Here is a 17,795-nt window from a genome sequence, read left to right as displayed (position 1 = left end):
AATGAGTTCTTCTGTTGTAGATGCATTATTTTATACTATGCTTAAGTTGGCATTGATGGCATTTTTATTTTTTATGTTGATGAATTCTATATCCACATTTTTTGCATATCTAACTGGAGTTGAATCTGTTGCAGGTCTTGCAAAAGGCGATTTATCTGGTGCCTTTAAAAAGGCATTTGGAACTGCAGCTAAAGCTCCGTTAAAAGCTATTAAGAGTGCAGCAGGAGGAGATAGTGGAGGAGCTAGTGGAGCTAAAAAAGGAGGTAGCAAATGATACTACCTCCAATTGATTTTTATAAATCATGTTTCAGAATTTTTAGAGGATAATTAATGAAGAATGTGAAGAATACATTTAAAATTAAAATTATTTTACTAAATATAATTTTTTTTACTTCATTTTTTTCTCAATATGTAAGCGCACAGATTAATTTTGAAGGTTGTTATATGCCTTGGGAATTTGGTGATGCTGAAAAAAGTTATATATATGTAAGACCTCTTGGTGATAAATGTCATAAGATATGTGAAAATCAATGTAGAGAGTTTTCTCAACCAAGTGAATTTGATACTACAAATTGTGAAAACAGAGATGGTTCTGATTGTTATCAATTAGCTAAGAATAATGTTATTAATAGTTTGACTGGAGCGCAATTAAATCAAGATATTATTGAAGATTGCATGGTCAACTGTAGGCAAGGTAAAACGTTTTCAAGTGATTATAGAGTTGCAGATGATAGTCAATCTAGTATTTTTGGTTGGAAATGGGCAGACAAAACTATAACTACAAATACAGCATGTGTTGTTTCAAAAAGTGATAAAGATGGTAGTAATGACGATAATGACGAGACAGTAAATTATGGATATTTTCCAATAAGTTATGATGTTAAAAATGGTGATAAAGTAACTTTTAGTTTAGGTGATTCAGGTACCCAATATGGTAACACATTATTTTTATGTGGCTTTCAAACAGAAAAAATTACACCAAAGTATTGGTATGTAGATCCTAATGATAAAAGTGTAAATTTTAATAATAAAAATGCAAATAAAGTTTGGAATGTGAGAAACACTGCATTTTACCATACTGATATTCCTTTGAAAAATGGGGATTACTTAAGATTTGCATATGGAGGTAAAGTATTTGGTTATTATGATGATCAAAATATTGGTAATAAATTTCCATATATTTCGGAGTTATTATATTCTGATTTAAAATTTTATTATGATCCACAGAGAGCAGATTTAGGTTTATCTTTTAATGGAAAATGTTCTGGTAGCCAAAATTATTTTCCTGGAGATCAGATGTCAACTTGTTATTACAATGCTGATCAACAGAAGTCTTATTGTATAACTAAAGATAATAAGACAATAGAATGTAAAAATGGCAGTTGCGGTGGGTTAAGTTATGATAATATACAAGATAAAAGTAAAATGTGTTCTTTAAGGTCTACTAGAAGCAATTATGTTAAGAAGAATGTGGATATCAATGGATTTTCAGTTAGTAATATGCCTTTAGACAAATTTGAATTTTCTGGGTACTTAAATAACTATGAACCGGATGATGAAAAATTACAAATTAAATATAAAGATGATTATACGGAAACTATTGATTGCAAAGAAACAGAAAATAATTGCGGGCACGATTGTGAATGGCACACTGCTTTTGGATGTGTAAAGCACGAATCAGAGACGAAGTGTGATTATTCAACAACATGTAATATTTTTCATGATGGGATACCTTTTAAAATGGATATACAAACTAAATTTTCAAGGAATAATAAACGTGATGTAACACCACGTAGTAGTACAAGTAAACCCGTTAAACGAAGCTTCTCAAAAAATTTTGGTGGTTATGAAGTGGAAATAAATTGGAAAGGATGTCCACATAAAAATGGTGAAGGATTGCAGTATGCTGTGGTTCCTGTTACGGGTGACTCAAAGTATGAGCCATGGAAACCAAGTGTTAAATGGATGGATGCGTATGAGTACATTTATGGTGACAAGAGTGGTAAAGAAGTTAAAATAGAAGGAGATGGTAGGATATTTTTCAGAATTAACCCTAGCGTTATAACTAAAGGCAGGGAAAATACTTTAGGATCTTATGGAGTAATTGTAAATAAAAAAGATACTACAAGTGATAGTGTTTCAGGCGTTATATCGGATGTAGTAAATACTGTTACTAAGTTTTTTATTGGTGAAGATGGTAATCAGTCAAATTCAGGAAAAGTTCAGGATATATTTAATAAACTAACTCAAGATCCAATTATAATTAATGGAATTAGAGCGTTATTAGTACTGTATTTAGTATATACAGGAATTAGTTTTATGATAGGGTTTGCAAAAATTACTCAAAAAGAAGCAATGAATAGAGTATTAAAAATTGCTTTTGTAGTAATGATAATATCTCCTAATAGTTGGGTATTTTTTAATACATATTTATTTAGTGCATTGTTAAATGGAAGTATGGAATTAGTTTATGATATCATTCAACCTATTACTTCTGTGCAATCAATTAATGTAAATACTGCTTCTCATTCAGAATTAGTTAAAAGTGTTTTTGGTATGTTTGATGAAATTTTTCATCAGTTATTTAATCATATTATTTGGACAAAGCTTTGGGCTTTATTTTGTACAAGTTTAATTGGAGTTTTGATTGCGTTTTTGATTATTATTGCAATAGTTAGCTATTTAATTTGTGCATTAAGAATTATAGTAACGTATTTATATTCTATGATAACTTTATGTATATTATTTATCCTAGCTCCAATTTTTATTTCTTTTATGTTATTTGAAAAGACATCAAAGTTGTTTAGATCATGGATAAATAATATGATATCCATGGTGTTTCAGCCAGTTTTTGCTTTTGCAGCACTTGCAATACTTCATAAATTATTTATTATGACCTTACACGCATCTTTGTTTTTTACTGCTTGTCCTACATGTATCTTATCATTTGATATATTTGGAACTCAAATATGTTTGCCGTGGAAAGATGCTTGGTGGGTTGCATTATATGGAGCTCATTTTCCACTTGAAGCTTCTATGTCTTCTCCTATTAATATGATAGTGCCAGTTTTTGCAGTTTTTGTAGTTGTACAAGCTATGGATGGAATGGTAAGGCTTGCTTCAAGTTATGCAAATAAAATTGCTACAAATAGTTTTTATGGTTTTGATCTAGAAGCTGTAGCTATAAAAACTCAATCTTATGCAACAGGTATGATGTCTAAAGCTGCTAATACAGTACTAGGCACAGGTGATTATTCAACAAAGGATAATAAAAATAAAAAAGATGGGAAATCAAAAAATTCTTCAGGAAAATCAAAAGATTCTTCAAAAAGTAAATCAGAAAAAGTTAAGAGGAAGTAAATGGAAACAAGAAAAATAAAAAGATATTTTAGATTTTTATTTATATTACTTTTCATTAAAAGCTTTTTTGTTTTATATTCATATAGTGATGATATATGTCCTGCAATAGTTGATAATTATCAAGGAAGTTGTTATATGGCATATGATTATGGATTTACGTCTTCGTCAATTATTATACGTTCTAAATGCCCATGTAGTGACAATGATGCCATTCCTGGAAATTGTGATTGTAATGATTCAAAAAAAGAAGATTGTGGTCAATGTAAGTGGAAAAAATTTGATCCAACTTTTTATACAAAAGGAAATAGTAGTTTAGATAGTAATGCTAATAATATTGCTATTACAGTTGAAGGTGCGTGGAAGCCTTGGGGAGATTTAGAAATAAATAATAAAATGTGTAAATTTGATACATGTAAAGGAGGAATAGGACAAGATTGTTATCCAGATGGTGAACAAATTAATGTAGGTAATAAACAAGCAAATATACCATGTTGTATAAAAGATGGATATGGTATTTATGGTCTTATTGCTTTAAATAATAAAAATCCTAATGATTACCAAGTTTTAGATGATATTAATTTTAGAACTTTTAGGGTAGGTCCACTAAAAGTTTCTCAGTATAAACCAAGCGTTACTTCAGGTGATGATTCTAAGAACGTGACTATCAAAACATATGTTGTTAAGAATGTAGAAAAGTGGAATACTGATAGCCAAACATTCACAAAGGAGCCAATACCTGCTGGAGGTACTTTGTATTTTAAAATTGAAGATTCATATTATAGAGATAATGTTGGTGCATATAAGATTAGGGTAGATAATGGTGCATTTATAAAAAAGAAAGGTTTTATTGAAAAATTAATCGATTTTTTTAAAGATACTTTTTCAAAAGTTCAGAAAATTATTTATGATAATATTGTTAAAGACTCAGGATTTAGAACTATAGCCAGAATATTGCTTGTTTTATTTGTTATATTTTCTGTAGTATTTTTTATGCTTGGTTTAATTGAGATTAATCAAACTGAGTTGGTTGTTAGGTTATTTAAAATTGGTGTCATATCTACAGTAATTTCAGATTCTACATTGAATGTTATACCCGATTTATTTCAAGGTATAGTAGACTCTACTATTAATATCTCTACTGTTATAATGAAGAGTTCAATGTTTGATCCTATAAATAATCGACCTTTATTACCTTTTCCTGAATTAAATACAGTTTTTTCAGCTTATGATGGTGTTATTGAAATGGTTACATCAAAAGCATTTAATAATAAAATCTGGGGTATTTTATTTACTAGTAGGTTTTATTTAATAATAGGGATATATATTTGTGTCATTTTAATGTTTATAGGTATGTGGAGATCATTGGTACAATATATTATGAGTTTTTTCTTGCTAGCACTGTTAACAATAATTCTACCTATATTTATAGTCACAATTTTATTTAAACAAACTATGCACTTTTTTGACAATTGGCTTGAGCAATTTATAGGTTCTTGTGTAATGCTTATAGTTATAACAGCCACAGTTGCTTTAATGCTTAGCTTAATTATTACACAGTTGCAAGATATGCTTTATTATACTGTTTGTTGGGACACAATATTTAGTTGGAAGCCGCTAGGAATTACAATTATAGATTTTAAATTTTGGAAAGCAAGTAGTTGGGATGAATTTACAAAAGCAGTTACTCCAAAAAACTTTTTTTATGTTCTAATTTCTTGTGTTTTATTCAGAGTTTATATTGATTATGTTCCTCAACTTGTTGATGCTTTAGGTGGTGTTGCAAAAAAACCATTAAGTGGAGTTTATATGGGTTCTAATGACGCTCCAGGTATAATGAAATCTATGGATGCTTTTGTTAAAAACAATAGATATATTCAAGCTTTTAATAAAAATATATTATCACCTATAAAACAACGAATGGGATTATTATACTATGTTGATAGAGCTTCTAATAAGGCATTTGGCACAAAAAAAGATTCTGTAATAGGTTCAGTTAAAGGATTGCAGGGTTTAGCTAAGAATTTTGATGATAAATATAGTATAACTACTCATAAAGGAGAAGATGGTAGAGAGCACAAAGGTTTATGGGATAGGTTTACGGGTGATCCTCAAGGTGAATTAGGAGTTTATGATGTTAAAAAAGAAGAATATAAAGTAACTAGGCAATTAAAAAAACTTAAAGAAACAGGGGAATTATTTGTTGAAGAATTTGGTAAATTAAAGCAAGCTATGAAAGATAGGAAAAGTAGAAAAATAGATGCTAAGAATAGAGATTTAATGAAAAAGATGCTTGATGAAGATAAAAGTATATTAGATAAGAGTGTTGAAAATTTAGATGCAAGACATGAACAATTAATAACAGAAAAAGGTGCTGTTCTAGATTCAAAACAATTGCTTGAGGGTAAATTAGGTGAGATAGAAAAGAGTCAAAATAAATTAAGTCAGGGAGAAGTTGAATTCGATCAAGCAAGACGTAATCTGGATGATATTCAAAGGCAAGATGATGAATTAATGGCTTTGAAAGATCAACGTGATCCACTTAATGTAAGTAATATTGAAGAGAGATATCAGGAATTGCTTCAAGAAAAGTATGGTGATCAAGAAAGAGTTTTAGCTGAAAAACAACAACAAATAGAACAAGATAGATTATCATTAGAGCAAGAAAGAGAAAATTATGCTAAACAGCTTGAGACACATCAACAAAATGTTGAAGATTATCAAAAAAGTGTAAGTGCATTTGAAGAAGATAGACGTTTAGTTCAGGAGCAATATGAATTATATGAAGAGCAACAAAGAGTTTTAGATGGAGGAATGAGTAAATATGAAATAGAGGAAAATTTAAATCGTACATATGAAGGAATGAATCAAGCAGTTGATTCATTCCAAAGCAGACAGCAAGAGCTCTCTACTTCTCAAGTTCAATTAGAAGAACAATTAAGGCAGCTGGATGAATTGAATAAGCAATTAGAACAACAAAGAGAATTATCTGAACAACTTGCTCAGGAAATACAAAATAAAAAAGATGAACCACTTGGTGATCAAGATGAAGGAGAGAGATTAAGGTTAAATGATGCATTAGAAAAAAGTTATGCAGAGCAACAAGTCCAGATTGAGCAATTGCAGACAGAATTGGATCAAGGAAGAGAAACTTATAACCAAGAGTATGAATATCAGGCTCAAAAATATGATCAATATTCTCAAGATATGGCAAGGGATCAAGATGAACTTGCTAATACTCAATATGCATATGAGCAACAAAAATCAGAATATGAAAATCTTCCTCAAAGCTCCATCGAAGGAAGGTGGGATTCAGATGAATTACAGCTTGAGCCTCAATCTATATCTGGTCAAGAGATTCATCATGAAGAAACAGCAATGGAAAAAATAGCAAAGATACAAGAGGAAACTGAAAGATATCAGCAAAAAATGGATCAAATGAAAAAATTAGAAGAAGAGATATTTGAGGAAAGTAGGAGGATAAAGTAAAGAAAGTATCGTAATATATAATAAAGCTAATATCATAAATAGATAAATGAAATTTTTGGAGTGTTTTAACAAATGTGAATTTGGGTTTTTAAGTTATAGTTAATTTTAAAATATTTAGTGTTGAAAGTATATTGGCTAAATAATTACAACTCTATTTCTAATAACAATTAGTAAACTATTCCAATATCATTGACATGATTGTTTATTTTTTGATTTTGTTAAATATATAAATAATAAATTAAATCCTAATTATTTACTTAATAATGTTTAGAATTAAAGCTATTTTCCAAGAAAATGATGTTATTTTATATAATTGCTTGCAAGAGTTGCAAATGTTTATTATAAATTCAAGGTAAAGTAATTTTCATAAAAACATCTAAAATTATGATTGATAATCCATGGGATAATAATTCAAATTCAAAAAATTCCCAAGATAAGAATATAAATGAAGGTCCTTTTAAAAAAAAGAAAAATTTTACTAAATTTAATAATAATATGAATAAAAGTCATGGCTTTCGTTTTATATATATTACATTAATTGGTCTGCTTATATTGTGGTTATCTACTGGATTTTTTACTGTTGATACAGATGAAGAAGGAATAATAATTAGATTCGGAAAGTATAATAGAGAAGTTAAGCCTGGATTAAATTATAAGCTACCTGATCCTATAGAATTAGTTGAAAAAATTAGTGTTACTAGAATTAAAAAAGATATAATAGGTAAGATAACTAGTCCTATTGGGTTTTCTAAAAACGCTTATTTAAGCAATGCTGATAATCAACAAAATGAAAATGATTTAAGCTATCCTAAAGAAAGTCAGATGTTAACAGGTGATGAAAATATTATTGATATGCATTTTTATATACAGTGGAAGATAGGTAATGCAAAAAATTATTTATTTAATATAAAAGATAGTAAAACAGATAATATTGTAAGAAGTGCTGCAGAAAGTGTAATGAGGCAAGTTATAAGTGAGGTAACGTTATCTGAAGCCTTATCAGAAAAAAGGTTATTAATTGAAAGGGATGTAAAAAATGATTTACAAAAAATTATGGATTCTTATCAATCAGGAATTGAGATAATTAGTGTGGGAATTTTATATAGTTATGTTGGGCCAGAGGTGAGAGATTCATATCGTGATGTTCAATCTGCAAAAGCTGATAGAGAAAGATATATAAATCAAGCACAGGCTTATAGAAATGAGATTATACCTAAGGCAAAAGCTGAGGCTGCAACTGTAGTGGAACAAGCTATTGCTTATAAAGGATCTGTAATATCAAAAGCTTATGGTGATGCTAATAAATTTAATGAGATTTTTAAAGCTTACTCAATAGATAAAAACATAACAAAAAAAAGAATGTATTTGGATACGATGGAAAAAATTTATAAAGATACAAATAAAGTTATTATTGATAAAGAAGTGTCAAATAAAATTCTTCCATTTTTGCCGTTAGATAAATTTAATAACAATACTAAATAAGAAAGAGGTTCAATGAAAAAGATTAAAGGTAGTTTATTAATTATTCTTTTAATAGTAGTTTTTCTTTTAGCCAATTCATTATATATACTAGATCAAAGAAAAACTGCAATTATAATACAATTTGGTGAAGTAATTGGAGAGCAACTAGAGCCTGGTTTAAAATTTAAGTTACCATTGATACAGGAAGTTAGATTTTTTGATAAAAGAATACAAACTCTAACTTTTAAAATGAGTGAAAATAGTGAAGTTGTTGCTTTTGATCAAAAAACTATGAAAGTAGATGCATTTGCAAAGTATAAAATTACTAATCCAAAGCAATTTTACGAAACAATGTATGATGATAGTAAATTTAGAATGAGATTGGAGTCTATAATTGAGTCTGGTATAAGAGAAGTTATTGGTAGGGTTAAGTTTATTGAAATTTTAGGTTCAAAAAGAAATAAGATTAGAGAAGGTATTATAGATATAGTAAATAAAAACATTAATAATTTTGGCGTTGATGCAATTGATGTTAGACTTATTAGAGTTAATCTTCCTGATAAAGCTAGAAAAGCTGTATATGAAAGAATGATTACTGATAGACAGAAAGAAGCAAAGGAAATTAGAGCAATAGGGCATCAAGAAAGTGATATTATAAAAGCAAAATCTGATAGGGAAAAAACAATAATTATTGCTGAAGCAAATAAAAGTGCGGAAATAATTAAGGGGCAGGGAGATGCTGAAGCAATTAGTCTATATGCAAAAGCTTATGGTAAAGATAGAGACTTTTATGAATTTTATAAATCTTTAGAAGTATATAAAAATTCTTTGGATAAAAATTCTTCATTAGTAATGTCATCAGATAATAAGTTTTTAAAATATTTGAATAATTAAATAAATTTTAAAATTATATTTGAGTGAAAAAAATTAATGTAGGAATAGTATTTGGAGGGGTATCTGCTGAACATGAAGTTTCAATTAAATCTGCTATTTCTATAATTAAAAATCTTAAATTAAACAAGTATCATCCTATTCCTATATATGTTGATATAAAAGGTAATTGGAATGTTATAGATTTATTAGCAGGGTCAAATGATTTAATTTTGTATTTACAGAAATATATAAGTGAAATTAAAAATCAGCTTCAGGATAACAATAAAACATCATATTTTATTGATTCTAACAAATTAAAGCAGTTAGTAGATGTGATTTTACCAATAATTCATGGCAAAACCGGTGAGGATGGGATTATGCAAGGTTTTTTTGAGCTATTAAATTTACCTTATGTTAGTTCAAATGTTGTGAGTTCATCCATTACTATGGATAAGGAATTTACCAAGATATTACTAAAAGAAAAAGGGATTCAAGTTGTTCCATATATAAGCATTAAAGAATATCAATATAACGATAAAGAAAAAAAGAATGATTTAATAGAGAGTATTAAAAAGAACTTTTTTTTTCCAATTTTTGTAAAACCTTCGAATTGTGGTTCAAGTATTGGAATTCAAAAAGTTACAAACTTAGATGGCTTGAAAAAAAGTATTGCTAATGCATTTAGGTATGATAATAAAATTTTAATTGAACAAGGAATTGATGCAAAAGAAATAGAGATATCTGTACTTGAAAATATCGAAGATTATGAACAACCTTTAGTAAGTATGCCGGGAATAATTATACCAAATGATGAATTTTATACTTATGAAGCTAAGTATATAATGAAAGATGGTGCTAAATTTGAAATTCCTGCATTAATAGATGATAATTTATCAAATTCTATTAGATATCAAGCAAAAAATATATTTAAAATATTAGAATGTAATTGTCTTGCAAGAGTAGATTTTTTTCTGGAAAATAACACTAATAAGTTATTTTTTAATGAAATTAATACCATTCCTGGATTTACTGAAATTAGTTTATATCCCAAGCTTTTAGATGATTATGGTATAATATATAGTGAATTATTAGATAAATTAATTGCTTTATCTTTTAAAAAGCATAAGCATAATAATATAAAGAATCATAATTCTATTGATATATTAAATTATGTTAAGTAAATAGTAAAATAAAATGGATGCTGTAAATGTTATTAATTATATTGTAGCTGCGTATTTTGGTATAATAATAGGTAATTTTGCAACTTCTTTTTACTTTAGAATTCCAAGAAATATTTCTTTATTTGGTCTTAAACATATTAATTCAGTGCCTCCACAATGCTCTAAATGTAATCATTACTTAAAGTTAAAAGAGTATTTGCCAATTATAGGTTTTATTAGTTGTAAAGGTAGATGTAATTATTGTGGCAACAAGATTGATATTTGTTATTTAATTATAGAAATTTTCTCACTTTTATTATCATTGATTTGTTACTATTATTTTTATTTTTTAGATTGGTATATAATTTTTTTACTATTTGGGATAGTATCATTAATAATGTCTTTAAGCTTATATAACAATATAAATGTGAGCTTGAAATTTATATTCTTCAGTATATTTTTGTCAATTATATATGATACACTTCTTAATTTGACAATTTATGATTGGGTTTTTAAGGTTGCTATTAGTTCAATACTATATTCTTTATATATAAATTTTTCTTATAAGTATAATTTTAAAAATTTAGATTTAGAATTAATTAAAATTATATTGGTAGCTTTTTTCTGGTTTGATTTATTGTTTATAATACCTTATACCATGCTATTAGTTGCAAGTTATTTTTTGTATGTTAATCTTAAAGTAATGTTAGTAAGGCATTTTTACTTTGCTAGCTATGTTTTAATATTTTTAACTATATTAATAAATCATTTAATGAGGTTGTAGTTAATTTGAGCGAAGATATTAATAATAAAAGCTTATTATTAGATAATGATTTTTATCAAAGATCATTAAAATGGTTTTTGTATAAATATGTTAATATAAATGCTACATTAAGGTTGCTGCTTATTGTTGTGGTTATATTTTTTATTGCTGCAATGTTAATTATTAATACTGCAAATGTAACTAAAGAATCACATAGATATCCATTTCCAATATATTTTAATAATGAGGTTAAATATTTTCCAAAAATACAGTCCATAGGAAATAAAAACGAAAATATAAATTTATCTGTAGCAAAATACTTAATAATTAATTATCTTAAAATGAGAGAAGAATTTGATGAAAATTCACTGATTCCAGAAAAATTAAATGAAAAACTAAACTATGTTAATAATGTATCGTCGCTTAAAGTATTTCAAAAATATTTTAAATTTATTAACATTGATGATAATCCTGACAGTCCATTGTTGAAATATAGGTATAAAAATAGTAGAATCATTACAATTGACAAAGTAGTGTTTTCAAAAGATGTAATAGTTCCTTCTTATGCTCAAGTATACTATAAGGTTCGTTCATTAATTGATAAAAAAGAAAATATTGAAAACAAAATTGCAGAAATTACTTTTTTTATGTCTGAAATAAATAAAAAATTTATTGATTCGAAACAGGACTTAAATTTTTTAATAACCGATTACAAAGATTGATAATTGTTATATTTAATATGAAAAAGATATATTTTAAATTTTTAATGATCATTATGTTAACTAGTTACATAATTGATATTAATGCAACAGTGATGCCAAGAGCTATTGGAGGAGAGGAAAGGATAAAGATTATAAATTATATTCCTAATTCAGTTTTTAGGTATATTGGACATTATTATTATCAAACAATTATTGAATTTTCTTTAGATGAAGAGATACAAACTATAACTATGGGAACTAAAACTCCATGGCAAATTGTACCAGCCGGCAATAGAATTTTTTTAAAGCCAGTGGAAGAAGATGCTACTACAAATATGACTGTTATTACCAACAAGAGAATGTATTTTTTTGAAATGCATGCTAAGCATGCAGATAGTATTAATGATCCTGATTTAGCTTTTATAGTAAAATTTGTATATCCTAGTGAAACTAATTATTCTTCAGTTAAACAAGTGAGTTCTAATTCTGGCCCAAATTTAGCTCAGCCGGAGCTATATAATTTTCAATATAAGATTAGCGGTAACGCTGCAAATATAGAGCCTATACAAATTTTTGATGATGGTAGTTTTACTTACTTTAAATTTAGAGAAATTAATGCTGAGTTACCAGCTATATTTTTGGTTGATAATAAAGGTAGTGAAGCTTTAATTAATTATAGGGTTGAGAAGGGCTATGTAGTTGTTGAAAGAGTATCTAAAAGATATACTTTAAGGCATGGAAATGATGTTATTTGTGTTTTTAATGAAAAACCATTATTGAATAATAAAATAACTCAAAAAAAGTAATTTTATAAATATCTATTTTTGTTGTACAATATGCAATATATTGCTAAAGGCTTAAAAAATTTTTTGGCTATTATTATAATTTTTCTAATAATTTTCATTTTAATTTCTGTTATAACTTTTAATATTAATGATCCCTCAATATTAAATGCCAAAAATAATGCTAATATAGGTAATTTTTTTGGTATATACGGTGCTGATGTATCTAGTTTTTTAATCCAAATTTTTGGTATATCTTTTGTTTTCCCAATAATTTTTTTTCTAATCTTATCTATAAAAATATTGTGTAAATTACCTATTAAAAATTTTATTTTAAGATTTATATTGATGTTAATAGGAACAATATTATTTTCCACAATTTTATCATTAATTATAAAATTTAATGTAATTAACAATATAGGTTGGGGAGGTGTATTAGGAGATTATTTTAAACAGATATTTTTAATGTATTTTGAAAAACAAGTATTATTAATTTCAATTTTATTGATATTTATTGTAAATTTAATTTTAAGTTTAGGTTTAAAATTTCATGAGTGGAGGTCAATATTTAAATATTTGATATTAGGTATAAAAATATTTTTTAAATCTATAAGGTTTATTATAGGAAAGCTTTCTAGTCAAAGAGCTAAATTTAAAATAGAAGATCAAAATGAAAATGATTTTCAAAAAAATGAAATCAAGGATATTAAATTAAAAACAGAAAGTTTAAAACATCAGGTTGTAGATGTAGATAAATTTTCAAATCAACTTAATTTGCCGCCTATTGATATTTTAAATAAATTTACAGAATCTTCTAATTTTAAATTTAATAAAGATAAGATTAAAGGAGAGCTGGATAAATTAAAGAAAACATTAAAAGATTATAGTGTCAAAGGTGAAGTTATAAATTACAGTGTTGGTCCAGTTGTAACTTTATTTGAATTGGAGCCTGCAGCTGGTACCAAGGCATCTAGAGTTATTGGGTTATCTGATGATATTTCTAGATCAATGAGTGCGGTTTCAACAAGAATATCAGTTATTCCTGGCAAAAATGCTTTAGGAATAGAAATACCTAATGATAAAAGAGAAATAATATATTTAAGAGAATTGGTAGAAAGTAATGAATATAAAATTAATAAGCATAAATTACCTCTAATTTTAGGTAAATCTATTAGTGGATCACCAATTATTACAGATTTAGCAAAAATGCCACATTTATTGGTAGCAGGTACTACTGGTTCTGGAAAATCAGTAGCTATTAATACTATGATTTTATCTCTGTTGTATTCTTGTACAATAAAAAGATGTAGATTTGTTATGATAGATCCTAAGATGCTAGAATTGTCAGTTTATAATGGGATTCCACATTTATTATCACCAGTTGTTACTGAAGCCAAAAAAGCAGTTGGTGCTTTAAAGTGGGTAGTACAAGAAATGGAGAGAAGATATAGAGCAATGGCTTCTCTTGGAGTGAGAAACATTATAGGATTCAATGAATTGTTATTAGATGCAGCTAAAAAAGGTACGACACTCAAAAAGGTTATTCAAACTGGTTTTGATAGTCAAACTGGTGAGCCAATATTTGAAGAGGTAGATTTAGGAAATGAAGAATTGCCATATATAGTTGTGATAGTTGATGAAATGGCAGATCTAATGTTAGTTTCTGGAAAAGAAATTGAAGGTCATATTCAAAGAATTGCTCAGATGGCTAGAGCTTCTGGTATACATTTAATTATGGCGACACAAAGGCCATCAGTAGATGTTATTACTGGTGTAATAAAAGCTAATTTTCCTACAAGAATAAGTTTTCATGTAACGTCAAAGATTGATAGTAGGACAATTTTAGGAGAGCAAGGAGCAGAGCAGTTATTAGGTATGGGTGACATGCTATATATGATGCCAGGTGGCAATATAACTAGGGTGCATGGTCCTTTTGTCACTGATGTTGAAGTTGAAAATATTGTGAAATATCTTAAAAAAAACAAATTAACTGATTATGATGTAGATTTTAATTCTCTTAATATTTCTAATGATGATAATAATGGAGATATAAATTCAAGTTTTGATATAGGAGAGAATAATGATTTGTATCAACAAGCTGTAAAAATAGTTTTAGAAGAAAAAAGGCCAACTACAAGTTATATTCAAAGAAAATTAAGAATAGGATATAACAAAGCAGCTTCGTTAATTGAACAAATGGAAAAAGAAGGTATAATAAGCCCTCCAAATTCACAAGGTAAAAGAGAAATTTTAAGAAATCAGTAAATAATAAGTGAAAAAAATAACCTCGTTTAACATATCATCAGTAAAACTATTTAATTTATTAGTAAGCATATTTATTGTTTTATTTTTAAATATACCTTTATGGTCATTTCTCTATAAGCTAGCTGTTACAGATAATCTTATTCCAATAAGTTTTTTATTATCATTTTTTATCGCATTAATTTGTTTTATCTATGTTGGAATATCACTTTTTACTTTTCCATATATACATAAAATTTTCTTATCTTTCATATTGATTTGCTCAGCTTTAGCACAATATTTTATGCTCAAATACGGAGTGATAATAGATAGTTATATGATTCAAAATGTTTTTGAAACTGATTTTAAAGAATCTTTGGAATTAGTATCGTATAATATGGTTTTAAATGTTTTATTTCTTGGTATATTACCTTTGCTAGCTATTTTTATGGTAAAGATTAAATATCCAAATAAAATTTTTGATTATATTAAATTTTATCTTTATGGGTTATTAGCATTAGTAATTTTCACTTCAATTATATTTTTTCAATATAAAACTTTTGTTTCAGTTTTTAGAAATCATAAGGACATTATATTTAGGATTATTCCAAATAACTTTATAAATGGTATATACCAAAACGTTATTTTAATGTTACCAACTGAGAATAAAAAACAAATTTCAAGTGAAGCGCATAAGAATAAATCTTGGAAAAATCATAAAAATAGAGCGGTGTTTGTTTTTGTTATTGGTGAAGCTGCAAGGGCTGATCATTTTTCACTTAATGGATATAGTAAAGAAACCAATCCAAATCTCAAGAAGCAAGGAGTGATAAATTTTGAGAATTTTTACTCATGTGGTACAAGTACTGCAGTTTCTGTACCATGTATGTTTTCTTCTCTTGATAAAGCTAATTTTAGTAAACAAGATTTTAAATATAATGATAATTTAGTAGATTTGATAAAAAAATCAGGTTTTAAGGTTTTATGGGTAGAGAATAATGGTGGCGGATGTAAATCTGTATGTGATAATATTAATACTATTCAAATGCAATCTGTTGAAGTAAATAATAGCATCAATAATGAAATCTTTGATGAAGAGATGTTAAAAATTTTAAAAGATTTTATAAATAACAATAAAAAAGATGATTTGTTTATTGTGTTGCATCAAATGGGTAGTCATGGGCCTGCATACTATAAAAGAACTCCGAAAAAATTTCAGCAATTTCAGCCAATTTGTGATTCTATAGAACTTCAAAAATGTTCTTCAGAAGAAATAAAAAATAGTTATGATAATACCATATTGTACACGGATTATTTTTTATCAGAAATTATTGAAATATTGAAAGAAAAGACAGAAGTTAACACAGCTATGTTTTATGTTTCTGACCATGGCCAATCTTTAGGTGAAAAAGGGATATATTTACATGGTATGCCTTATTTAATAGCACCAAAAAATCAAAAACATATTCCTATGTTAATGTGGTTGTCTAAAAATTTTACAAAGGAATTTAATTTAGATACAAATTGTTTAGAAAGTGTTTCAAATAATCATTTATCTCATGATAACCTTTTTCATTCAATTTTAGATTTACTAAAGATAGATACAAACATTAAAAATCAAAAATTTATCTTTAATCATTGCAACTAAAATTTTTTTAAAAAAGAAATTTCTGGACTTTTATAATAAAATGATTATTATTCGCAATGAAATTTATTAATTGCAAATGAAATACTTACTTAACTTAATACCTATTAAAAAAGATGAAATTTCAAGATTTATTGTTATTTCGCTTATGATGTTAATGATACTTTTTATATATAGCATTGAGAGAACTGTGAAGGATACAATAGTAATAAATGAAATGGGTGCAGAGCTAATAAGTGCAATTAAGCTATATGGTACAATGCCTATAGCTATTTTAATGATGCTAATTTATGCAAAATTATCTAATGAACTAAATAAAACTACAATTTTTCATTTATTTAATGGATTTTTTATCACATATTTTTTAATTTTTACATTTGTCATTAATCCTAATATTTCTTATTTTCATTTTGATTTTAATGGAACTAAGAATAATTACCCATATTTAAGTTATTTTATAGCTATAATTGAAAATTGGTCATATTCATTATATTTTGTGCTTGCAGAATTATGGGGCAGTGTAATGCTTTCACTTATGTTTTGGCAAACAGCAAATCAGGTATTTAAAATTACAGAAGCAAAAAGATTGTATCCACTGTTTGGATTAGTAGCACAATTAGGGCTTATTACATCAGGAGGATTGTTAAGATTATTTTCTAATAAAAATATTTGTAAAAGTGGTTGGCAACAATCACTAGAGTATATAAATTATTCAGTGTTATTTGCTGGAATATCGTTATCAGTATTGTATTTTATTTTAACAAATGTACTTGTTTCTAAGGATATAATTAATGCTGAAACTATTAAGAAAAAAAAGAAAGAAGGATTTATTAAAAGCTTAAAACATGTATTTACATCAAAATACATAGGTTTAATTGCTTTATTAATTTTGTGTTATGGAATTTCTATAAACATAGTTGAAGGAGTTTGGAAAGCACAAGCTGGTGCTGTATATACAGATAAACAAGACTATGCTAGATTTATGTCGAATTTGCAAACTTATACTGGCCTTGCAAGTATGTCTGCTATGTTATTTGGTAGCTATATATTAAGTAAAATTTCTTGGAAAACAGCAGCTTTATTGACACCTATTATAATTTTAATAACTGGTGTAGCATTTTTTATTTTTTCTATATATCAGATGGAAATTGTTGAAGTAATTCCATTTTTGACTTTGGCACCTATTGTAGTTGCGGTTTTTATAGGTTTGATGCAAAATATACTTGGTAAGGCAACTAAATATGCCTTTTTTGATGCAACAAAAGAGATTGCATATATTCCTTTAGATGAGTCTTTAAAATCGAAAGGTAAGGCAGCAGCTGA

12 protein-coding genes are annotated in these 17,795 nt (G+C 26.9%); all 12 read left to right on the top strand.

Annotated features, from left to right (window positions below):
* The first annotated feature begins 1 nt into the window (after position 1).
* Positions 2 to 274 (top strand): hypothetical protein, encoded by a 273-nt coding sequence (locus h2es_RS03780; protein ID WP_154511561.1) that lies wholly within the window; start codon positions 2 to 4, stop codon positions 272 to 274.
* Positions 275 to 444: 170 nt separating this feature from the next.
* Positions 445 to 3,360: a TrbL/VirB6 family protein gene (locus h2es_RS03775; protein WP_195909970.1), complete on the top strand. Its 2,916-nt coding sequence runs from the start codon at positions 445 to 447 to the stop codon at positions 3,358 to 3,360.
* Positions 3,361 to 6,846: a type IV secretion system protein gene (locus h2es_RS03770; protein WP_154511557.1), complete on the top strand. Its 3,486-nt coding sequence runs from the start codon at positions 3,361 to 3,363 to the stop codon at positions 6,844 to 6,846.
* 384 nt (positions 6,847 to 7,230) lie between these two features.
* Positions 7,231 to 8,328, top strand: a complete 1,098-nt coding sequence (gene hflK / locus h2es_RS03765; protein WP_154511555.1) for an FtsH protease activity modulator HflK — start codon at positions 7,231 to 7,233, stop codon at positions 8,326 to 8,328.
* 12 nt (positions 8,329 to 8,340) lie between these two features.
* Positions 8,341 to 9,201, top strand: a complete 861-nt coding sequence (gene hflC, locus h2es_RS03760) for a protease modulator HflC (RefSeq protein ID WP_126044571.1) — start codon at positions 8,341 to 8,343, stop codon at positions 9,199 to 9,201.
* Positions 9,202 to 9,224: 23 nt separating this feature from the next.
* Entirely contained in the window at positions 9,225 to 10,361 is a 1,137-nt protein-coding gene (locus tag h2es_RS03755) for a D-alanine--D-alanine ligase family protein (protein ID WP_154511553.1), read from the top strand.
* Positions 10,362 to 10,374: 13 nt separating this feature from the next.
* Positions 10,375 to 11,124, top strand: coding sequence for a prepilin peptidase (locus h2es_RS03750; RefSeq protein WP_154511551.1), 750 nt, complete (start codon positions 10,375 to 10,377; stop codon positions 11,122 to 11,124).
* A 5-nt stretch (positions 11,125 to 11,129) separates the two neighbouring features.
* Positions 11,130 to 11,825 (top strand): VirB8/TrbF family protein, encoded by a 696-nt coding sequence (locus h2es_RS03745; protein WP_154511549.1) that lies wholly within the window; start codon positions 11,130 to 11,132, stop codon positions 11,823 to 11,825.
* Between the two features lie 17 nt (positions 11,826 to 11,842).
* The gene (virB9, locus tag h2es_RS03740; protein ID WP_230204256.1) at positions 11,843 to 12,610 is read left to right on the top strand and encodes a P-type conjugative transfer protein VirB9; all 768 of its coding nucleotides are present in this window, start codon (positions 11,843 to 11,845) and stop codon (positions 12,608 to 12,610) included.
* A 30-nt stretch (positions 12,611 to 12,640) separates the two neighbouring features.
* Positions 12,641 to 14,851: an FtsK/SpoIIIE family DNA translocase gene (locus h2es_RS03735; RefSeq protein ID WP_154511547.1), complete on the top strand. Its 2,211-nt coding sequence runs from the start codon at positions 12,641 to 12,643 to the stop codon at positions 14,849 to 14,851.
* 7 nt (positions 14,852 to 14,858) lie between these two features.
* Complete coding sequence (locus h2es_RS03730; protein ID WP_154511545.1) at positions 14,859 to 16,475, top strand: phosphoethanolamine transferase; 1,617 nt, start codon at positions 14,859 to 14,861, stop codon at positions 16,473 to 16,475.
* A 76-nt stretch (positions 16,476 to 16,551) separates the two neighbouring features.
* Positions 16,552 to 17,795 (top strand): Npt1/Npt2 family nucleotide transporter (locus tag h2es_RS03725; RefSeq protein WP_154511917.1); only part of this gene is annotated, 1,244 nt, incomplete at its 3' end.

Source organism: Rickettsiales endosymbiont of Trichoplax sp. H2 (assembly GCF_009690945.1).
GTDB classification, from domain to species: domain Bacteria; phylum Pseudomonadota; class Alphaproteobacteria; order Rickettsiales; family Midichloriaceae; genus Aquirickettsia; species Aquirickettsia rohweri.
The sequence above is the reverse complement of the archived record's forward strand: the minus strand, read 5'-3'. Positions and strand labels throughout refer to the sequence as shown.